The organism is Bradyrhizobium genosp. SA-3 (assembly GCF_004212635.1).
GTDB lineage: Bacteria > Pseudomonadota > Alphaproteobacteria > Rhizobiales > Xanthobacteraceae > Bradyrhizobium.
Genome location: NZ_PSRT01000093.1, coordinates 11,743 through 33,105 on the forward strand (window position 1 = coordinate 11,743; position 21,363 = coordinate 33,105).

The window sequence follows — 21,363 nt, forward strand, 5'->3', positions numbered from 1 at the left end:
TATTTGTATCGACCACTTCAAGCCGATTCAGCGAACGGATCGTATGGGCAGTCCATACGTACAGTTCTCAACCATCGGGCCAGCCCGCCGCAAAGCGTCTTCCCTCGGAGGCTTACTGACATATGGCATTTAAATCATGTTCACCGCCACTCCGTGGCTGTTCGGCATAGCGCGGACATACGCGCAGCACCAACGAACGAAAATGATCTGTCGCTCAACTGCGAGCGCTAGGCGGGTCCAACCCCGCTCCGCAAGCAAGAGACCTCTCGATAGCCAGACTTGTTGCAAAGCGCGCGCACCGTGTCCGAGGTGCGACGATGTGTGAAGATGCGAACAGGCTGCTTTGGGCGGCCAAGTTGTAATTCAAAGAGTTCCTTCTTGGCACGACTAATGCTTTGGGTTGGCCGGCGACGCCGCCGGACCAGGATAATACCCTCGAGCAAGCGCGGCGATATCCAAAGAATGGAGCAGCAGATAGATGACATTGATCATGATCTCATTCCTCATCCAGAAACAACTGCAATGGAGCTTGCAAAAACTCGTGCCACTCCAGCGGCGGATGAACCATGCCGATAACAATGCCGCGTCCAACCACCCGCCCCACCGTGCTTTCGTTCCAGTTCGAGTGCTGTCAAGGCTGCCGACATCTTCATCTCGATCGGTCGCGTGCTTTCTAGCGTTGGTCCTGACCTGCGCCTTCTTGACAGATGGCATGTCAGCCGAGGCTCCTTCGAGCTCCGTGAGGCTCTCCAGCTTTACGCTTGACAACGGCCTGCAGGTGGTCGTGATCCCGGACCATCGCACACCGGTGGTGACGCAGATGATCTGGTACAAGGTAGGCTCCGCTGACGAGACGGCGGGCAAATCGGGGCTTGCACATTTCCTCGAGCACCTGATGTTCAAGGGCACCTCGAAGCATCCGGTCGGCGAATTCTCCCAGACGGTGCATCGCACCGGAGGCAACGAGAACGCCTCAACCTCGGTCGACTACACCAACTACTATCAGCAGGTGCTGCGCGAGCAGTTGCCGACCATGATGAAATTCGAGGCCGATCGCATGACCGGGCTCGTGCTCAAGGACGACAACGTGCTGCCCGAGCGCGACGTCGTGCTCGAAGAACGCAACATGCGCGTTGCCAACAGTCCCGCGGCGCGGCTGAGCGAGCAAATTCAGAGGGCACTCTACCTCAATCACCCCTATGGACGGCCGATCATCGGTTGGCGGCAAGAGATCGAAAAATTGGATCGCGAGGATGCCCTGGCTTTCTACCGCCGCTTCTATGCGCCGAACAACGCGATCCTGGTGATCGCCGGCGACGTCGAGGTCGCGGACGTACGCCCGCTGGTCGAGCGCAATTTCGGTCCGATCCCGGCACAGCCGGCGATCCCCGCGCAACGCATCCGTCCGCAGGAGCCGGAGCCGGCCGCTCCGCGCACCGTTACGCTGTCGGATCCGCGCGTCGAGCAGCCCAGCGTGCACCGCCATTATGTGGTGCCCTCGGCGATGACCGCCGCAGCCGGCGAGAGCGCCGCGCTTCACGTGCTCGCGCAACTGATGGGCAGGGACTACAACTCTTATCTTTACCGCGCACTCGTCGTCGACAAACCGCTCGCGGTCTCGGCCAGCGCCAGCTATTGGGACATCTCGCTCGACCCGAGCGAGTTCTCGATCTCGGCCTCGCCCAAGCAGGGTGTCAGCTTCGCGGAGGTCGAGCAGGTGATCGACGACGTCATCGCGGACATCGTAAAGAAGCCGATTGGCGCCGAGGATCTCGAGCGGGTCAAGACCCAGCTCATCGCCCGGGCAATCTACGCCCAAGACGATCAGGCGGTGTTGGCGAGCTTGTATGGCAGAGCGTTGACGATAGGCCTGTCCACCGAGGACATCCGCAGCTGGCCTGATCGCATCCGCGCCGTCACCGCCGAACAGGTGCGCGCCGCCGCGCAAAAATGGCTCGAGAAGAAGCGCTCGGTCACCGGCTACCTGATCAAGGATACCGCCACCGCCACCGCCAAGCGCGAGGAGAAGCGTTCGTGACCTATCCGTTCCTCCGCATGCGCGGCATCGCGCTCTCCGTCGTGACCTCCGTGACGCTCTCCTTGGCGTCCATCTCGCCCTCGCAGGCGGCCGCCAAGATCCAGCACCTGATCTCGCCGGGCGGCATCGAAGCCTGGTTCGTGCAGGACGCAACCGTGCCGCTGATCGCCATGGAATATTCCTTCGCCGGCGGCTCGGCGCAGGATCCCAAGGACAAGTCGGGCGTCTCCAACCTCGTCGGCGACCTCCTCGACGAGGGCTCCGGCGATCTCGACTCCAAGACCTTCCATGAACGGCTCGACCGCCGCGCCATCGAGCTCTCCTTCAACGCCACCCGCGACACCCTCCGCGGCAGCCTGCGCATGTTGCGCGACAACAAGGACGAGGCCTTCGACCTGCTACGGATGGCTTTGACCTCGCCGCATTTCGACACCGCCGATGTCGAGCGCATCCGCTCGCAGGTCATCTCGGGACTGCGCCGCGAGACCACCAATCCGACATCGCTGGCGAGCCGCAAGTTCCTCGAGGTCGCCTTCGGCGATCACCCGTACGGCCAGCAGACCAACGGCAACCTCGATAACGTGCCCACCATCACGGTCGCCGACTTGAAGGACTATGTCGGCCGCGTGCTCGCCAAGGATGGGCTGAAGATCGCGGTGGTCGGCGACGTCGATCCGACCACGCTCGGCAAGCTGCTCGACCACACCTTTGGTAGCCTCCCCGCCAAGGCCAACCTCACGCCGGTCCCCGACGTCGAGGCCGCAAAGCCGCCGCAACGCGCCTTCGTGACGCTCGACGTGCCGCAGACCGTGATCACCTTCGGTGGCCCCGGCGTGAAGCGCAGCGATCCCAACTTCATGGCGGCCTATGTCGTCAACCACATCCTCGGCGGTGGTGGATTGTCCTCCCGGCTCTATCGCGAGGTCCGCGAGAAGCGCGGGCTGGCCTATTCCGTGTACGAATCGCTGCTGTGGATGGAGCATTCGGCGCTGTTCATCGGCAATACCGGCACGCGCGCCGACCGCGCCGGCGACACCATCGACGCCATCGAGAAGGAAGTCCGCCGCATCGCCGAGGAGGGCCCGACACAGAAGGAGCTCGATGAGGCCAAGTCCTACCTCAAGGGCTCGCAGATGCTGGCGCTCGACTCTTCCTCCAAGCTCGCGCAGGAGCTGTTGCAGTATCAGGAGGACAAGCTGCCGATCGGCTATATCGAGAAGCGCAACGCCATCATCGATGCCGTGACGATGGACGACGCCAAGCAGGCTGCCAAACGCCTGTGGGGTCAGGGCCTCCTTACCGTCGTCGTCGGCCGGGCACCCCAGGCGGCCGCGCAGCCCGCCGCAGCGACCCCGCCGAAGTCGGACTGAAGTGCCTCATGGCCAGCAGAGCTCCATAAGTCGAGTTCGGCACCTCCCATCTGTAAGATATGTGGCGCTTCGCGGCCCAGCGGAAACCGCGTCGCGCCGCGTAGCGTTCTCAACGGCAAAACAAGGAGACGATGCATTTTGGCTCTAGAGGATCGCTGGCACGGGGCTAGACTGCATTTGTTGACAATGAGCATTTTGAACCCGGAGGGCCGCCGGCAGTATCGTCGGCGCCTCCTTCAAGGAGAAGCGGATGAGGATTGGGCTGCCCTTTGTCGCGACTAGCGTCCGGGCCACGTCGCGGCTTGTGTAGCGGGCCGTACTCCGCGGGAGAGCGTCAATGCAGAATTGGAAGAGCGAACTCGATGCGCTCGTCGCTGAAGCGATGGCTTTCGCCGGATCGCTGAAGGTGGAGATCGGGCAGCCCCGGCCTCAACTGAAAGAAGTCATCGAGCGGGATCGCGTCAGCCTGCCCGACTATGGTGGCAGCGAACGCGATCAAATTAGGAAGCGGGTCGAGAGCTTCAAAGCGCACCAAGAGCGCTTCATGCGCGAGCGCGAGGAATATGCCAATTCGCTGCTGCGCCGGATCAGGCCGATCACCAAAGCTTAGAAGAGTTCGTTGAACCTTTTCACGAGCCCGCAGGCCGCTTTAGTTATGCAGCTCAAGCAGTGCTCGAGGGCAAACCTGTGGGCCGAGAGTTTTCCGCCATTTCGGTCATTGATAAGCTGACCCTAGACTTGCGGACCTCTCGAACCGGCGCATTCCGGAGAGGTAAAGTTCCCAGGCTCTCGTGGTGCCAGGGTTTTTCCGCCGCACATGTGCCCCCATTACGCTAAAAAGAGGCGTTCTTTTCTACAAGTCGCGGGATCTTGCTCCGAACTGCGGCGTCGTCACGCTCGGGCGTTTTTTCGAAAGTGCCGATCGGCAGACGGATTGCGACCAGCTATTTGGCACACAGGTCGCGATTATATCCCGCGGCCATAACGCGAAAATTCCGCCGCGCCCTCATCTCCGGCCAGAAGCGCGGGTTGTTCGGCGCGATCACGCGCGAGGTACGCCGCCACTTGAAATTGACCCCATCATCGCAGACCTCAAGTGGATCTGGCGGCCTTACGATTGCCGAAAGCTGGCCAGTCTCGCAACTTCGACATTGCAAAGCGGCGATTGGGCCGATCCCGACGGCGCCGACGTTAAGAATTCTTTGAGAGCACGTTCATCTTGAGAACGCCGAACGAGCGTCAGACTTCCGCCCGGCCTCCGAAAGGAGGCCGGACTGTTTCGCCACAAACAGCTCTCGCAAATCCCGAACGATTTGAATCGGATGCTAACGCTTCACCGTGGCCGCTGTTCGCAGAAAACCTCAGCCACAGTTGCCAACCAGAGCTTTGTGGGGCGTACGCGCTGGCTTCAGTCGGTGTCGGCGCTGCCACCATTTGCCGAATCGTCAATAATTGCTTTGGACGGGGCCGTGCCGGTGGTGCCGGTCGTACCCTTAGTCCCCTTAGTTGATTTTATGCCCACCTTTCCGCCCACGGAGCCGGGGTGCGCGCTCAAAACCTCATCATCGATCTTGGTGCCCTGTGTTTTCTTGCCTTGCAAGCCGCTGTGGGGCTTCGTGGACTCGGAAGGAAGTGCTTGCGCGAGGACAGGGCCGACAAGCAAGGCCGAAAGGGCGCATGCGATGGCAGAGGTTTTCACTAAGTTCATCCAAATCTCCTGGATTGCTTCGCGATGAGACGATTCGGTGACTTCCCGCCATTCGCATGCACCGGACCGATCGCATCGCATAAGATGGTGCGAATGGCGAAGGGTGCATCAATCTGCTTCGTGTGGTCATCGTGTAGGGATTTCGGGGCAATTTCGCGGAAATGCCCACCGCATATGCGGCGACACGCAACCCGCACGGCAACGTGCGGAGGGCGACGTGGCGGTGCTTTGCTTAGTCTCACCTTCGGATCAATCCAAGAGGCTCGCCTTTTCTATGGCGGCGGACAAAAGGAAACTTGGCTCGGTTTCGCGGAAATCATGCTCAAGAAAGAACCTAAACCGCGATGGTGATTGATCCTTTGGCGCGCTGCCTTCGCGAGCCCCTTCATCTTCTCAGTCTGCCGCCAGGTAGACCACATTCCATGACGCCGGCTTGAGCCTCGCCTGCAACCTCCCGCGGTCAAAGGCCACGCTTTGCAAGGGCGCCGGCTTGACCTTGTCCGGCGTATTCTCGGTATTTGCTGCCATCAGATCATCGTGCCGGAGCTCGAGCCGCTCGTGAACTGTCAGGGGACCGAAGCTTCTAGCCTCGACGCTCACGTCCATCTCCTGCTTCAGATCACGATTGAGCAGAAAGAGCGACAAGCCGCCGCCTTGTTCGGCGACTGCCGCTATTTTGAGATACGGCACGTCAGGCACTGGAAAGGTCTCGGCCGGTCTACCGTCAGGATTGTTGTGCGACGCACAGTAAGCCTCCGACTCGACTTGTGCGCGCAAAATCCTGCCCCGACCAAAGCGGCTCATATGCGCAAAAGGAAAGAAGATGGTTTGGCGCCACGCACCTGCGCCTGCCTTGGTCATGATCGGCGCGATGACGTTCACGAGTTGCGCCAGGCAGGCAACTTTCACCCGATCGGCGTGATTTAGCAGGGAAATGCAGGCGCCGCCGAAGGCGAGCGCGTCCTCCATCGTATAGATTTCCTCAAGGATGGGTGGTGCCACTGGCCAGCGGTCCACCACCGGGGCAACCTCGTTGCGCGTTCGATACCAGACGTTCCATTCGTCGAAGCTCAGCATAAGACGCTTTTTGGAGCGCCGCTTGGCCGCAACCGCATCAGCTAGGACGACGACCTCATCGATGAAGCTGTCCATCAGGTCGGTGCTCGCGAGAAACGATGCGGTGTCCTGACTGTAATTCTCGAGATAAGTATGGATTGAAATGTAGTCGACGTAATCGAAGGTGTGTTCGAGGACCGTTTCTTCCCATTGGCCAAAGCTAGGCATGTTGCGCAACGATGAGCCGCACGCCGCAAGCTCGATGGTAGGGTCCACCCACCGCATCATCTTGGCCGCCTCTCTTGCAACTGCCCCGTAAGCGGCGGCGCTCTTTTGCTCTATCTGCCAGGGCCCGTCCATCTCATTGCCGAGGCACCACAGCTTGATCCCATGGGGCGTCTGCCAGCCGTGCTTGCGGCGGAGCTCCGACCACGCAGTTCCCCCGGGATGGTTGCAGTATTCGACCAGATTGCGAGCAGCGTCGCCGCCGCGGGTCCCCAGATTGACGGCCATCATCGGCGCGACATCGGCGGCCCTGCACCAGTCCATGAATTCATTGGTGCCGAAGCTGTTCGGCTAGGTGCTGAACCAGGCCAAGTCGAGGCGCGCAGGCCTCGTCTCCAGTGGCCCAACGCCGTCCTCCCAATTGTATCCGGAGACAAAATTGCCGCCAGGATATCGAACGAGGGTCGGGCCGAGCTCCTTCACCAGCGCCAGCACGTCCTTCCGAAAACCTCTCTCGTCTGCGCTCGGATGGCCGGGCTCGTAGATGCCACCATAGACGCATCGGCCCAGATGTTCGATGAAAGCACCAAACAGACGAGGGTCCGTGTGACCAATGGTGAAGTCGCGGTCGATCAGAACTTTGGCTTTTCTCATGTTCTTCTCGGGTGGCCTGAGGCTGATGACGGTTACGAAGGTGTGCGAAAGAAACGAATCAAGATTCGTGCCGTTTGCACGGAGAAAACTCCATTAAGCCGATCCGCATCTAGGATTTGCGGAGCGCGAGCCTTCCGCGGCAGCGACGTCGTGGACTGGAAAGAGCCTGCAAGGAAGTCGGATCTCCGACGACGATCCGCGTCGATCAGGGCAGCGAGTTCGGGTCGCGCAATCTTGACCTGCGGGCTTACCAGCGCGGCGTCTCGCCGGACTTCTCGCAGCGCGGCAAGCCAAACGACAATTGCTGGTCCGTTTTTACCTTGGCGGAGGCCCTGTCGCCGCAGGAAAAGTCAAACCAAGCAAATTAGGTCTGGGCCCGACCGCCGCTCGTACGGATAGGCCAATGGTTGGCCTTTGGGGCTCTCGGCGCCGTCTGCCCATCCAGGCTCGCAAGGGCTATCGACGGTTGCAAGCTCGCCCGAAGCCAAAAAACCCTGGCATTCCTGCCAGGGTTTTGCATGTCATCGACACTTTGAGAGGCTTGATCAGAAGTCCATACCGCCCATGCCGGCGCCCGGAGGCATCGCAGGACCGGCCGTGGCCTTCTTCGGCAGCTCGGCAACCATCGCTTCCGTCGTGATCAGCAGCGCTGCCACCGAGGAGGCGTTCTGGACCGCGATGCGCACGACCTTGGTCGGGTCAATGATGCCCTTGGAGACAAGGTTGCTGTACTCGCCTGTCTGCGCATCGAAGCCATAAGAGTACTGCTCGTTCTCGAGAACTTTGCCGACCACGATCGAACCGTCTTCACCGGCGTTGATCGCGATCTGGCGGGCTGGCCAGGACAGGGCCTTGCGCACGATCTCGACGCCGGTCTTCTGGTCGTCGTTCTTGGTGCGCAGGCCCTTGAGCTGCTCGGAGGCCCGGAGCAGGGCGACGCCGCCGCCCGGCAGGATGCCTTCCTCGACTGCCGCGCGGGTCGCGTGCATCGCGTCATCAACGCGATCCTTGCGCTCCTTTACCTCGACCTCGGTCGCGCCGCCGACGCGGATCACCGCGACGCCACCCGCGAGCTTGGCGAGACGCTCCTGGAGCTTCTCACGGTCATAGTCCGAGGTGGTCTCCTCGATCTGCGCCTTGATCTGGGCCACGCGCGCGTCGATGTCGGCCTTCTTGCCGGCGCCGTTGACGATCGTGGTGTTCTCCTTATCGATCATCACCTTCTTGGCGCGACCGAGCATGTTGAGCGTGACGTTCTCGAGCTTGATGCCGAGATCTTCCGAGATCGCCTGGCCGCCGGTCAGGATCGCGATGTCCTGCAGCATTGCCTTGCGACGATCGCCAAAGCCCGGAGCCTTAACGGCCGCGACCTTGAGGCCGCCGCGGAGGCGGTTCACGACCAGGGTCGCGAGGGCTTCGCCTTCGACGTCTTCAGCGACGATGACTAGCGGCTTGGCACTCTGCACCACGGCCTCGAGCAGCGGCAGCAGCTCGTTGAGCGAGGAGAGCTTCTTCTCGTTGATGAGAATGTAGGCGTCGTCCATCTCAACGCGCATCTTGTCGGCGTTGGTGACGAAGTAGGGCGAGATGTAGCCGCGGTCGAACTGCATGCCCTCGACGACGTCGAGCTCGGTCTCTAGCGACTTGGCCTCCTCGACCGTGATCACGCCCTCGTTGCCGACCTTCTTCACGGCGTCGGCGAGGAACTTGCCGATCTCGGCATCGCCGTTGGCGGAAATGGTGCCGACCTGGGCGATCTCCTCGTTCGAAGTGACCTTCTTCGAGTTCTTCTGGAGATCCGCGACGACGGCTTCGACCGCGAGGTCGATACCGCGCTTCAGGTCCATCGGGTTCATACCGGCGGCGACCGACTTGGCGCCTTCACGGACGATCGCGGCGGCCAGGACGGTCGCTGTGGTGGTGCCGTCGCCGGCAGCATCCGCCGCCTTCGAAGCCACCTCGCGCACCATCTGGGCGCCCATGTTCTCGAACTTGTCCTCGAGCTCGATGTCCTTGGCGACGGCAACGCCGTCCTTGGTGATGCGAGGCGCGCCGAACGACTTGTCGAGCACCACGTTGCGGCCCTTCGGACCGAGCGTAACCTGCACGGCATTGGCGAGGATGTCGACACCGCGCAGCATGCGGTCTCGCGCGTCTACTCCGAATTTGACTTCTTTGGCTGACATAAAGAATTCCCTCAGTTCTTATTTTCTCATCCTTCAGCGCGCCCGATGGGCGCTCGTCAGGGGTGAGCTGTGCGAGCGCTGGGTTAGGCGGCTTTCTTCTTGGAAAACACATCGGTGAGAACGCCCATGATGTCGCTCTCCTTCATGATCAACAGGTCCTGCCCGTCGATCTTGACCTCGGTGCCGGACCACTTGCCGAACAGCACGCGGTTGCCGACCTCGATGTCGATCGGAATCAGCTTGCCGGTCTCATCGCGGCCGCCCGGGCCAACTGCAATGACTTCGCCCTGCGAGGGCTTTTCCTTGGCTGTGTCCGGAATGATGATGCCACCGGCGGTCTTCTCATCGGCGTCGATGCGCTTGACCACGACGCGGTCGTGAAGCGGACGGAAATTCATACAGGACTCCTGAGCGATTGAACAAGTTGGAGATTGGCACATTGTGACCAGCCCAATTATAGCAAGAGTCAGGCCAGAAATGAGCTGAAGATCCATGCCTGCAGTTCTGTTGAATCGTTGCCTGGCCTGCGCGTGTCTTTGTCCGGAAGCAAACGCCCTTAGGTACACAGCCTGCCAAGCTGTTGCGAAAATGACATTGCGTTTCGTCGAAACACCCGGATTAAGCCTAGAGTTCCTTAACATTGCACCGGCGGCCGTTACACCGATCGAAGCGCCGCGTGTTTCGACGACGGCGGCCGGGCTGCACATGATTGCTTCGTCTGACGGCAGCATCTAACAGCTGACGCCGCCGAAGCGTGCGGTGCACAAGACTCATCGAAGAGCGGCGCTCGATGAATCTGACGTAGCCGCGCATAATAACAAGTATGCCAACTATCTCGAAAACTCAGGCGATGTTTCCTGTAAAAGGCGGCGGCAAGAGAGGCCATCATCGGATTGTATCGAATTGTCGATGTCCAGCCGTGGCACGGTCGCTCAAAACCTGTTGCATTTACCCCGATCGTTCGTAGACCGATAGTGATCGAAGAGATCTGCGACGATCGGCGCGGAGCTTGCTTGCGCAGCAACTCTGCGTCGGAGCTTTGATCGCGTACGCTCTTCTCCGAAGGACAGATGATTCCGAGGAAGGGATCGCCCGGAGCTGCAAATTGCGTCAGCGAATCTGTGATGGCGACCGTCAGTCGGCAGAGCACATTTCGCGCAACTGTGATCGAGGTGATTGGCTATTGCCGCGCACGAGAGATCACTCTGCCCGGCACGCCCCAGGGAGAATAGCCGACAGGTGACATTCGAGCGAAGCCGATCTTTCCGCTGCCCCAAAAGGCGAACCGGAGACGACGATCTGGCTCACAGTTGGCGCATCTCCCGAGACTGGGTAGGGCAGTCGCTGCACCTCCCGGTCCGACAGGCTTTCCCTTTTGATGTCGATGGCATCCAAATAGCCGTCATGGATCAAGGGGACTGACGGGCATATGAATTATATACGTTGATATACGTTGTACCGGCGCGTCTGCCGTGTGATTGCGGCTTCAAGGACGAAATTCACCCGATCTCCGCGCCAAATGGAAAAAGCACCTGTGTCGTCTGTAGAAGTACACCAGCATATTGTCTCACTTCTTCAGAAGCCGAATCCCGTCATCCTGGATATCGGCTGCAATGACGGGACCGATACGCAACAGTTTCTCAACCTGTGCCCGCAAGCTCAACTCTACTGCTTTGAGCCGGACCCCAGAGCGATCGAGCGCTTCAAGAAGAAGCTAGGCCCATCCCTCAATAGGGTGAAGCTGCTTGAAATCGCCATCAGTGATCGAAACGGGATGATCGACTTCCATCCAAGCAATGCAGATGGTGATGCGAAGGAATGGGACCTCTCCGGCTCAATACGCCGCCCGAAGAATCATCTTACCGAGTATGATTGGGTTCGGTTCGATCGCCCTGTCTCGGTTGAAACGCGGCGGCTGGACGACTGGTGCAGCGAAGCCAAGCTGAATACGGTCGATTTCATCTGGATGGATGTCCAGGGAGCCGAAGCCGACGTTATCGCCGGCGGCATGCAGACCTTGAGCAACACGCGCTTCATCTACACGGAATATAGCGACCGCGAGCTCTACGAAGGGCAGTTGTCCCTGCAAGCCATTCTTGACCTGTTACCATCATTCGAAGTGGCGGCCCACTATCCCCGCGCAGTGGAGGGTGATGTATTGCTCAAAAATAAGCACTTCTAGTGGCTACTCATATCGAGCGCCTCATTCATCGATGGAAGACCTGACCAGCGCGCTTATGCCGCCCAAAGCTGCACAACTCGTGATCATTAAGGCGAGGGGATATCGGTAGCCGAACGGGCACTCCGGTTTCCGGTTGCCATTGCAGACCCCCGAGCGAGCACTAACGCTTTCGCTGGAGATCGGCCGATGACATTCGAGCGATCGAGACCCGCGCGATCGAGGTGATCCGCCACGCGGATCACTTCACCGCGTCGCTGTTCCTCGGGCGCGGTCAATACCGCGTCGGCGGTCCACTGTTCTTGCAGCGATGCAAGCCGCTCGCGAGATCGAGCAAGACCCGGCGGCGCATAACCGCCGCGCGCTTGTGTACGCCATCGCGCCCTACGGTCACGCCACCTGACCGCCGCGCTGATCGCAAAACTGCTTTCCCTCAAATCGTAAGGACGTCCGTTTTAGCCCGCACACTGAGGGTGAGCGTGGACCAATGACCGGTCTACCCCTGACAGCCGACGTGACGACGACTTAGTCGTTGTTCGGCTCGGGGCCGATTCCGTTGAAAAATGCGGCTGTTGCGACGCAGAGATATCAGTGATTCAGTCTGTCTAATTGGCAGGACTGAAGATCATGATGGGGCATCGGCAAGTCGAACAGACCGCGTTGTTCTATGAGTTCTCGCTCGAAAGACATATCCCGACTGATCACTTGCTGCGGTTGATTTGACAGGTTTGTCGATCTTGAACGGGTCCGGCGGGACCTGGCGCCTTTCTACAGCAGCATCGGTCGGCCTTCGATCGATCCCGAGCTGATGATCCGGATGCTCCTGATCGGTTACTGCTTCGAGCATCCGATCGGAGCGGCGCCTGTGCGATGAGGTTCACCTCAATGTGGCCTACCGGTGTTTTGCCGGCTCGGTCTGGATGGGGCGGTGCCGGATCATTCGACATTCTGCAAGAACAGGCAGGGACGCTTCCGGCAGAGCGACCTCTTCCGTCGCGTGTTCGAGAGCGTGCTGCGCCGCTGCATCGAGGAACGACTGGTCGGCGGTGAGGGATTTGCAGTCGATGCGAGCCTAATCAAGGCCGATGCCAATCGGCAGAAGGGGATCGAAGGCGACAAGGTACTTCCGCCGGGGGCTACCAGCCGAGCAATCGTATCTGGCTGTCCTTGATGATGCCGCTTTCGGAGCCGCGACCGAGGTTACCCCGAAGTTCTTATCGCCTTCCGATCCGGCGGCGCGCTGGACGGGGGCGCACGGCGGCCAAGCGTTTTTCGCCTATTCGACGAACTATCTGGTCGACATCGAGAACGCGATCATCGTCGATGTTGAGGCAACGACGGCAATCCGGCAGGCGGAGGTATTGGCCGCCAAGCGCATGATTGAGCGCTGGCTGGAGCGGTTTGATCTCTATCCGAGCCGGATGCTCGATGACAGCGGCTATCGCTCGGCCGAGATGCTCGCCTGGCTGGTCTATGAGCACGGGATCGAGCCGCATGTTACAGTGTTCGACAAGTCGGCCCGCACAGACGGGATCTTCTCGCGCGACGACCTCACCTATGACCATGCTGGGGACATCTATCGTTGCCCTGGCGGCAAAATTCTTACCACGACCGGAACGTTGGTGAATGATGGTGCCACCATGCTTTACCTCGCCAGCAAGCGCGATTGTGATCGATGCGCATTGAAGCCCCGATGCTGCGCCAAGCAGGCTTCACGGAGAGTGCCCCGCTCGATCTACGAGGGCGCGCGCGACATGGCGAGCCAGATCGCGAGATCGTGGGAGGGAGGCACCTCGCGCCAGCTCCGCAAAAAAATCGAGATGTTGTTCGTGCACCTCAAGCGCATTCTCAAGCTCGACCGTTTGCGTTTACGAGGTCCAAACGGCGCGTGCGACGAGTTCATCCTCGCAGCCACCGCCCAAAACCTTCGAAAGATGGCCAAGCTGATCCCGATGCCCACCCCGACGCTCGCATAGGTCAGTAGAGCAGTTCCGGCCACGTCGCGACGGAGCGCCGCTCGGCCGCTTCCGAGGCGGCGCCATTACATGGCATTACTGCTCCCTTTTCAACGGAATCGGCCATTTGCGGAAGTCGAGCACTGAAGTTTTTGAGCTTCAATCGCAGAGCTCACCGGCAGGCTTGATCGGAACGGCAGCTAGCGCCGGCCTCCTTTGCAATGCTTACGCTGGGGAAGGAACTTCCCAAACCCTTGGGATCTTCCTGTTATGCACAACACTCCTCACATATACCTTCGTTTGTGTTGACAATCTCAAAAAAAAGTTTGGGCGAGAGTCGCAAACCGAACCGACATTCCCGTTTCTCTTAACCCAAAGTCGGGTCGGGGCTAAATCAAGGCTCATCAAAAATCTTTCGAACACGGAGCGTGAGCTCTCGTGACGCAAGCGAGCGTTGCGAGGAATGCTTTCGCTTGAGAAAGGGAATGTTGCGTGAGTGAAAGCGAAATGAAATTAACGCCGAACGGAACGAATGTTTTCGGGATGCCATGGTTGGATTTCTCGAAGGCCGCCTTGCCGGGCGCGGGGCGCGAGCTTGCCGAGCAAGGCCTCGCCCGTGCACGGGAAGGCTGCGAGAAGATCAAGGCCGCATCGGAAGAGATGACGGAGGTGCTGCGCGAGACCTATTCGAGCAATGCGAGATGCACGACCGACTACGGGCTCAAGGTGTTCGAAATCTCAAACGCCAATGCCGCTTCTGCGCTCGATTTCTTCGTCCATCTGTTCGGCAGCAAGTCAGCGACCGATGTCTATACCTTGTCGGCGGCGCAAGCGCGCAAGGCGTTCGACACCGCCTCCGACCAGAACAAGGAATTGTGGGCGCTTGCCCAGAAGCTCGCGACGGAAACGGGTGAGCCGATCAGGAAGCACTTCACCAGGGTTCTCCACCAGGGCGGCGGCTAAAAAAGCGCGCTCAGTTTCACATCCAGATTCGTTTGAGGAGGGATCCGGCCGGTTGGAGCACGCCGAGCTGAGCGAGCACGCCCCCCACTGCCCCATGCTCGATCAACAAGGTGCGCGATGCTCCCAAGTACCGCGCACCGACCAGAGGCGCATTCCAACCGGCCGGTGCTTTTCTGCAAACCACAACAAAGACAAATCGCAAGGGAGGGCAACATGGGAATGGTCATGGTCAAATGTCCGCAAACCGGACTCGCGATTCCCACCGGTATCCAGACTGATCGCGAGAACTTTGGGCGCCGCGCGGTGTTTTTCTCGCGCACCCGTTGTCCAATCTGCCGCACCGATCACGCGTGGTTTGCGCGGGAAGCCTGGGTCGACGAGCCGGGCATCCGGATCGCGCCGTCATAGCGGCGGCTCCCGAAAGTACCCCAACGGCGAACGGCTTTGTTGATCTTGTCTCGGTCCCGGCGGCCTTCAGACGCAAGCTGCATGACCGGCTGATGGATTTCGGCCGGGACACAAGGTGCGAGACATTCATGAACCTTCTATCGGCGAGCCACGTGTTCCTTACGGTCGCCATCATGAGCGCCACTTTCCTGGCCGAGGTTGGGCTCTTTATTTTCATTGGAATGCTTTGAAAGGAGCGCGCGATCTGGGCAGCGCGCCGCCGATGCGAGGTCTAGGACTCCGCAAGCTTCAACAGCGGGGGAAAAGCAGACATCACCCGAGGTCGCAGAAGGGCCATTTTCGGACTCATGCACCGCGTCAAAGTGAACCCTCATTCGATCACCTCATTGGCCTGCAACAGCATCGAGGTCGGTAGATCAAGGCCAAGCGCCTCAACTGTCCTCAGGTAGACGTTCAGCTCTGAGGAGTTCCCTCGATCGCGAACCGGGCCGGGCGGTATCAAAGAACCGAAACACGTTCTCGAGCAGCCTTGCGGGTGGTGCCGAAAGGCGCGATGATGTTGCACCGGGCGCAATACCGGCGAATGTTCAACGAGTGTCCTGCTTCGTCCTGCAGTTAAGTAAATGCCGGGAGGGGTCGATGGTACACGTTGGCAAGCACGCGGTTGTGGTGGGCGCGGGAATGGGCGGTCTTTTAGCCGCACGCGCTTTGGCGGATCATTTCGACGAAGTGACCATACTTGAGCGTGACGCGCTTCCGGATTCGGCTGATACGCGCAAAGGCGTACCGCAAGGACGGCATACGCACGGATTGCTTGCCCGCGGGCGCGAGGTACTCGAGCAGTCGTTTCCCGGGTTTACTGAGGAAATAATCGCTCAGGGAGCGGTACCTGCGGACATCGTCAACGATGGGCTTTGGTTCAATTACGGCGTCTATCTTCACAACGCCCCCAGCAAGATGGTTGGGCTCGGGGTGAGCCGACCCACGCTGGAAGGCTTCGTGCGACGGCGGCTCCTTCAACTACCCAACATTCGGGTGCAGGAGCGTCGTGACGTTGTGGAGCCGGTGTTTGATCGCCCCTCAGGCCGCGTGACCGGTGTTCGCGTCCAGTCAAAAAATGGCTCAGGCGACAAGGAAACCCTGGAAGCCGATCTCGTCGTTGATACAAGCGGTCGCGGGTCAGCAAGCCCCACATGGCTCAATGCGTTTGGTTTCGCAAAACCGCCGGAGGAGCAGGTCACTGTCAATCTCGGCTATGTCACCCGCTTCTGTCGTCTCAAGCCCGAACATATGGAGAATTACCTGCATGGCAGGAAGTTCGTTCTTATGGGAGCGTGCTTGCCTGATTTTCGCTTCGGTGCACTTCTGCCACAGGAGGGCGAACGTTGGACCGTGACATTAGGCGGTTACATGGACGATCAAGCACCACTGGATCATGCTGGTTTCCTTGAGTTTGCACGTGGGTTGCAAAAGCCGGAAATATTTAACGTGATCCGGAATGCGGAGCCGCTTACTCCGCTCACGCCATACAAGTTTGTTTCGAACACACGACGCCACTACGAGAAACTGACTCACTTTCCGGAAGGCTATCTGGTGTATGGCGACGCCTTGTGCAGCTTCGATCCGGTCTATGGTCAGGGAATGACGGTAGCTTGTGTGGAATCGCTGGCCTTGCGCGAGTGCTTGGCAAAAGGAACACAAGGAATTGCTCGCCGCTTCTTCCAGATGGCCAGTCGGGTCATTGAAACTCCCTGGCAAATCGCCGTGGGCAGTGATTTGCAAAACCCGCGCGTTGAGGGCAAGCGGACGGCGCAGGTGCGCTTTGTCAACTGGTACATAGCGAAGTTTTACCGAGCGGCACAACGTGACGCCGCGCTGGCAACCAGGTTCCTGGAAGTGGCCAACCTTATGCAACAGCCAACCGCGTTGCTAAGCCCAGCGAACGCGCTGAAAGTGTGGAATGGAAGTCGGGACATGCAGCATCCTGACCTTGGTCAGGGGCGCCAAGCCGCCTAGCCACGGTGGCGACATGTCTCAATCGACACCCTTTAAGCGCTCAGCCAATAGCATCGCGAGGCGTTAGTACTCAATCTCAATGCGCGGTGCGGTCCCGGTAGGTTGCGTAAGCGCGTTTGCAACTGCGTGGCGACGGCAGCGAAGTACGCATCCGTCCCGAGTGGGCGGTCTTGGTGCGCGCCGCCCCGGGGAGGCGAGTGGCCCATGTCGCAAGTGGGTCAACCGCGTCGGTTTGGCTCTCGGATGCGAACTTCCGGCCTACCCCTGTGAACCGACATGTAGCTGCACTGCGTCAACGGAAGCGATAGGCCGGGAGCGGACATTCCATACTGCGCGGTTGACGGGATTAAAATGAGATCGGCATTTCCCCGGCACGCAATCACGGGGGTAGGCCCATGATGCGGCAAGCTCGCGCTATCCTTTCGATGTGTTCCTGCTTGTAAATTCTAGCGAGCTTGGGAACGAGTGTAGAGACGCGCAGAGCCGGTTTCGCTTGCAGCAGGCGCGCCCCGATCATCCGGGCTTCCTCAACCCTTCCAGACATTGCCTGGCATATCGCCAGAATAAATTGTCCGTTTAGATAGTTGGGCCGGTGCAGCACAGCCGACTTGCCCCATGATGACCCTTCCTCGTATCGACCTGTCAAGAAATGCGCAACCGCTATTCCGGTCTGCATCAGAAAAAGAAACGGATCCATGGGGCTTAAACGCACCCCGGCATGGAATTGCTTGAGCGCCGCCTCTATTTCGCCGCGGCGTATGTGTTCCCAGCCAATAGTGTACCGTGCGACAGCCAGATTGGGGTTAAGCTCATGCGCTCGGAAGACGAGGGCCACGCCATCGTCTATCTCATACAGTACAGCGGCAATTGCCTGCCCAACCCTCACGAGTACAGTCGGATCATCCTTATCGAGCTCAATGGCGCGACTTGCCAATCGTCGGGTGTCGTTAAATTCTTGATCCGCGTCGATCGTCCAGCCGAAGACCTTTCGTTGCAGATAACAATAAGCACCAAGCGCGTATACTGCGGCCAATCCGGGATCGATCTCGACAGCAAGCCGGGTCAGTCTGAGGGCTTCAATGTTTTGTTCGCGGGTGAATTGATAGAAGCTCGAGAGTGCACGAAGATAGTAGTCGTAGGCCTGAAGATTTTCGGTTGGCTTGCGTTTTGCGCGCTCTATCTCGGCCCGCTCCAATTGAGGAAAGAGTGCGCCAATCACGCTGCTCGTCACTTGGTCCTGCAGATCGAAGATATCGTTGAGTTGGCTGTCGAAGCGGTCCGCCCAAAGATGGGCGCCCGTCGTGGCCTCGATCAACTGCCCGGGAATGCGAACTCGGTCGCCGGATTTGCGCACACTGCCTTCGAGTACATACCGGACGCCTAGCTCGCGCCCGACCTGCCTGACGTCGATAGCCTGGCCCTTATAGATAAAAGAGGATTGTCGCGCGATGACGAACAGCGATTTAGACCGTGAAAGGCCGGTGATGATATCCTCAACCATGCCATCGGCGAAATACTCCTGCTCCGGATCCGAGCTCAGGTTAGTGAATGGGAGAACGGCCAACGACGGCTTGTCGAGGACCGGGAGGGTGGGTTTTGGCGCTTCCCTGTCGGCTTCGATGACCGGCAAGGTAGAGGCGCTGTGAGCTTCCTGTACCGCACCAATAAAGCGGAAGCCCTTCCTCGGCAGGGTCTTAATGAGCCGCTGCTTTTCGCCGGAATCGCCGATCGCCGATCGAGCTGCATTTAGGCGGGTCGTCAGGGCTGCATCGGAGACGACGCGCCCGTCCCATATGGCCTTGATGAGGTCATCCTTGCTGACGACGCGCTCTCTGTTGTTGATCAGGTAGGCGAGGAGGTCGAACACCTGAGGCGCGAGGGGGACGAAATCAGCCCCGCGATGCAGCTCCCGCCGGTCAGTGTCGAATACGTACTCCTCGAAGAGGTAGCGCAAGCTGCCACTCCGCAAAAAGATCTGCGCCGCACAGAGGCGTCGCCTCGATTCAAAAGAAATAAGCCGTCGGTAAGGAAAATGTAAGCCGCACGTCAAGCGTGTCCGACGGCATCCTGGCACGCTCACTCGGCAGAAACAAGCCGAGGGGAGCTGCCGGTGAGCACGACTTACGGCACCAGGAGGCTGCGACGGGCTGCCGCACCAACGGGTCAAGTCGGCGCCCTTTTCAAGGGCTTCTGGAGTGCATTTCAAGAATGGCGCGCACGCCGGATTGTCCGAGCAACCCTACTTGGTCTTAGCGACCGGGAGCTGGCGGATATCGGTACGACTCGGGGCGAGATCGACTACGTCGCGTCGCAGCGAAGCATCGTGAGGCAATATCGTACGACAGATCGATACGACGCCGGCACGCTTCTTCTCTTGTTGCTCTGCACCGCGCTTAACTTCGTACCGGTATACGGAGCCAAAGCGCAATGTACAGCGCAGGACGTTTTGCGCAATCGCCTGTTGCTTAGTACGGCCGCGGCGGCTCCCGACCCGCAGGATCCGATTAGCTCCGCCGCCGATGTTCCAATCTGGAAGACGATTGCAATAGGGACGTTCAGGGATCCGGTCGCGCTTCGCGACGCAATGAGCGCAATGGGTTGCGGCGTCGGAAACTCGGCCGCGGAGGTCCTTGCTCGACCAGCCTTCACAGTGAGCGGCAACAAGGCCGACCTCGATCTCGTTATCGTCTCGGCGGCCCAACTCGGGATTCAGAGCGAGACGGTACCGCTACGGAAAATGTATGCGCACGCACAACGACGGGGTCTCGGCCTCGCACCCGCCGAAGTCGCTCCGCAACTCCGGCTTCAGTATTTGGATCAACCAATCGGAGAGTTCCTCATTATCGCGATGGAGCCGATTCGGACGTGGTCGGATGATCCGGTCATCTTGACGGTGGCCAACGGCGGTGCAGGGCTCATTCTCATTGGTCAGGATGGCCACGACGATTCCGAAGTCCCAGCAATGTCCCGTTTTGTATTCGTGCGGCCCCATGACAACGCGCCTGCGGAAGCAGCACTCCTCCATGACTAACCTTCTAGACCTTCGTTGTGGGCACCGACCCTGATGGAGACTCCAATGCTTCGCCTGCTCGTTAATTTGGCCGCAGCGTCCTATATGTTGATCAGCGTTGACGCCGCCCATTCAGACGATGTCAAGCGCGTCACTGCAAACGGGGCTGAGCTTTACTATGTGGAAGTAGGTCAGGGCGAGCCGGTCATATTCGTCCACGGCGGGCTCCAAGACTACCGAATGTGGCTGGCACATCTTCCCAAGTTCGCTGATCGCTATCGGGCGATCGCCTATAGCCGCCGCAACCACTTCCCAAATGAGGCAAACCCCGAGGGCATGCCGGATGGCGCCGCGGATGCGCACGGCGAGGATCTTGCCGCGTTTGTGCGGGCTCTAGGCTTGTCGAAGGTCCGCGTCGTTGCGCATTCGTCCGGCGCGCATGCGGCGCTGTTCTTTGCCGCCATACGGCCGGAAATGGTGGTCAGCCTGACGCTCAACGAACCACCGGCGACTGGAATCCTGGCCGGCGTTCCCGGCGTCGACGACATGTTGAAAGAGTGGGACAATGCCCAGGCGCCGGCAGGGCAGGCAGTTAAGGCAGGCGACGTGAAAGCCGGCATACCGCTGTTCGTGAATGCTGTCGGCGGACCGGGCGCCTATGAACGTCGTTCCAATGCCGACCAGGAGATGAACTTCGACAACGTGGCGTCATTTCAAGCCGACGCCACAACGAAACGCCCGAGGCCAGTGTTCACATGCGAAATGGCCAAGTCGATCAGTGCGCCAACGCTTTTGTCCAATGGTGAGCGAAGTCCTAAGTTCTTCTATCGAATTTTCGACCAGCTAGAGACCTGCCTACCAAACCGCGAGAGGATCATCATTGTCGGAAGTTCGCACACCGTGCCTGCAGAAGCTCCTGACGCGTACGATCAGGCTGTTCTTACGTTTATGGGCAAACATTAGCGCCGTAAGTCCGGTCTGGGTCAGGAGCGTCGGTTTGACAAACGGCTCGGCACTTCGGTTTTGTCCCGATCAGCAGACCATTTTAGGAGCCAAGCCGAACTTCGCCATCGGCCAGTTGCGGACATCCCCATGCCGACGTGGTGATACCGCAAATTCCTCTACTGGCTCTCCGGCCAGGAACACCAGATAACCCGATATAGTTGACGACTAAGACGGCGGTCCTCCGTGCCGTTCCAATTTGGCTTGCCGGTACGGCGCAGCGGGCGCATCCTGATTACCGAACTGTCAGCTTCGGGCGCCAATCAGGCTCGCTAGGGACACAAGGCAGGTCCACACCCGCAAGGAAGGAGGGAATCATGAAGCAGAGGCATTTAAGTATCGCTGTGCTCGTCGGTGCGGTCTTCCTTGCGCTGCCGATGACCGGTGGCGCACAGATTCTCGTGTCCGGCAACGACGAGAAGGTCTTGTGGGACGACGCCGGCAAGACGGTCTACCTGCCGCCCGGCAAGGATACGATCTCCTTCATCGACATCGGCGACCGTGAGAACCCGAAGATCCTGACGAGCATTGCACTCGAGAACAGCATCTTTGGGCCGCCGACCAATCTTGCCGTGCATCCAAGCGGTGAGATC

Annotated in this window: 14 protein-coding genes and 5 pseudogenes; 13 read left to right on the forward strand and 6 right to left on the reverse strand. The window is 59.5% G+C overall.

Translation table 11 applies throughout. The features are described 5' to 3' along the window. Positions 1–387: 387 nt before the first annotated feature. Positions 388–714 carry a hypothetical protein gene (locus tag CWO91_RS44565; protein WP_245471397.1) on the reverse strand — a complete coding sequence of 109 codons (327 nt, stop codon included), beginning with the start codon at positions 712–714 and terminating at the stop codon, positions 388–390. On the opposite strand from CWO91_RS44565, the gene CWO91_RS28205 reads away from it, so the two are divergent. The 3 genes from CWO91_RS28205 to CWO91_RS28215 all read left to right on the forward strand — a co-directional run bounded on the left by CWO91_RS28205 (position 713) and on the right by CWO91_RS28215 (position 4,018). Beyond that, entirely contained in the window at positions 713–2,038 is a 1,326-nt protein-coding gene (locus tag CWO91_RS28205; protein WP_245471398.1) for a M16 family metallopeptidase, read from the forward strand. The genes CWO91_RS44565 and CWO91_RS28205 overlap by 2 nt on opposite strands. Continuing rightward, positions 2,035–3,408, forward strand: coding sequence for a M16 family metallopeptidase (locus CWO91_RS28210; protein WP_165405758.1), 1,374 nt, complete (start codon positions 2,035–2,037; stop codon positions 3,406–3,408). The genes CWO91_RS28205 and CWO91_RS28210 overlap by 4 nt, the downstream gene beginning before the upstream one ends. Before the next feature lie 337 nt (positions 3,409–3,745). Further along, the gene (locus CWO91_RS28215; RefSeq protein WP_130218209.1) at positions 3,746–4,018 is read left to right on the forward strand and encodes a hypothetical protein; all 273 of its coding nucleotides are present in this window, start codon (positions 3,746–3,748) and stop codon (positions 4,016–4,018) included. 798 nt (positions 4,019–4,816) lie between these two features. Here CWO91_RS28215 and CWO91_RS28220 read toward each other — a convergent pair. Then, positions 4,817–5,116 (reverse strand): hypothetical protein, encoded by a 300-nt coding sequence (locus CWO91_RS28220; protein ID WP_091898706.1) that lies wholly within the window; start codon positions 5,114–5,116, stop codon positions 4,817–4,819. Between the two features lie 393 nt (positions 5,117–5,509). Continuing rightward, positions 5,510–7,051, reverse strand: a pseudogene (locus CWO91_RS28225) (alpha-N-arabinofuranosidase). A 134-nt stretch (positions 7,052–7,185) separates the two neighbouring features. On the opposite strand from CWO91_RS28225, the pseudogene CWO91_RS44575 reads away from it, so the two are divergent. Continuing rightward, a pseudogene (locus CWO91_RS44575) lies at positions 7,186–7,359 on the forward strand (IS3 family transposase); the annotation flags it as partial. 237 nt (positions 7,360–7,596) lie between these two features. Here the strand turns inward: CWO91_RS44575 and groL are convergent. Further along, complete coding sequence (gene groL / locus CWO91_RS28230; RefSeq protein ID WP_091898698.1) at positions 7,597–9,237, reverse strand: chaperonin GroEL; 1,641 nt, start codon at positions 9,235–9,237, stop codon at positions 7,597–7,599. An 83-nt stretch (positions 9,238–9,320) separates the two neighbouring features. Further along, positions 9,321–9,635, reverse strand: coding sequence for a co-chaperone GroES (locus tag CWO91_RS28235; RefSeq protein WP_091898696.1), 315 nt, complete (start codon positions 9,633–9,635; stop codon positions 9,321–9,323). 1,136 nt (positions 9,636–10,771) lie between these two features. Here CWO91_RS28235 and CWO91_RS28240 point away from each other — a divergent pair. From CWO91_RS28240 to CWO91_RS28260, 6 genes and pseudogenes are all read left to right on the forward strand, one after another. Further along, positions 10,772–11,419 carry an FkbM family methyltransferase gene (locus tag CWO91_RS28240; RefSeq protein WP_130218228.1) on the forward strand — a complete coding sequence of 216 codons (648 nt, stop codon included), beginning with the start codon at positions 10,772–10,774 and terminating at the stop codon, positions 11,417–11,419. An 814-nt stretch (positions 11,420–12,233) separates the two neighbouring features. Then, a pseudogene (locus CWO91_RS45535) lies at positions 12,234–12,587 on the forward strand (transposase). Beyond that, positions 12,571–13,392, forward strand: a pseudogene (locus tag CWO91_RS45540) (transposase); the annotation flags it as partial. The pseudogenes CWO91_RS45535 and CWO91_RS45540, both read left to right, overlap by 17 nt. A gap of 531 nt (positions 13,393–13,923) precedes the next feature. Beyond that, positions 13,924–14,334, forward strand: coding sequence for a phasin family protein (locus tag CWO91_RS28250; RefSeq protein ID WP_130218211.1), 411 nt, complete (start codon positions 13,924–13,926; stop codon positions 14,332–14,334). Positions 14,335–14,547: 213 nt separating this feature from the next. After that, complete coding sequence (locus tag CWO91_RS28255) at positions 14,548–14,742, forward strand: hypothetical protein (RefSeq protein ID WP_130218213.1); 195 nt, start codon at positions 14,548–14,550, stop codon at positions 14,740–14,742. A 639-nt stretch (positions 14,743–15,381) separates the two neighbouring features. Next, a complete protein-coding gene (locus CWO91_RS28260; protein ID WP_130218215.1) occupies positions 15,382–16,758 on the forward strand; it encodes an FAD-dependent oxidoreductase in 1,377 nt (458 codons plus the stop codon). Between the two features lie 379 nt (positions 16,759–17,137). Here CWO91_RS28260 and CWO91_RS28265 read toward each other — a convergent pair whose 3' ends face one another. Continuing rightward, the gene (locus CWO91_RS28265; RefSeq protein ID WP_130218217.1) at positions 17,138–18,712 is read right to left on the reverse strand and encodes a winged helix-turn-helix domain-containing tetratricopeptide repeat protein; all 1,575 of its coding nucleotides are present in this window, start codon (positions 18,710–18,712) and stop codon (positions 17,138–17,140) included. A gap of 156 nt (positions 18,713–18,868) precedes the next feature. Here CWO91_RS28265 and CWO91_RS28270 point away from each other — a divergent pair, with 156 nt between their 5' ends. The 3 genes and pseudogenes from CWO91_RS28270 to CWO91_RS28280 all read left to right on the forward strand — a co-directional run. Beyond that, entirely contained in the window at positions 18,869–19,789 is a 921-nt protein-coding gene (locus CWO91_RS28270; protein ID WP_130218219.1) for a DUF1127 domain-containing protein, read from the forward strand. 45 nt (positions 19,790–19,834) lie between these two features. Continuing rightward, positions 19,835–20,731 carry an alpha/beta fold hydrolase gene (locus CWO91_RS28275; protein WP_165405759.1) on the forward strand — a complete coding sequence of 299 codons (897 nt, stop codon included), beginning with the start codon at positions 19,835–19,837 and terminating at the stop codon, positions 20,729–20,731. 356 nt (positions 20,732–21,087) lie between these two features. Further along, positions 21,088–21,363, forward strand: a pseudogene (locus CWO91_RS28280) (YncE family protein); the annotation flags it as partial.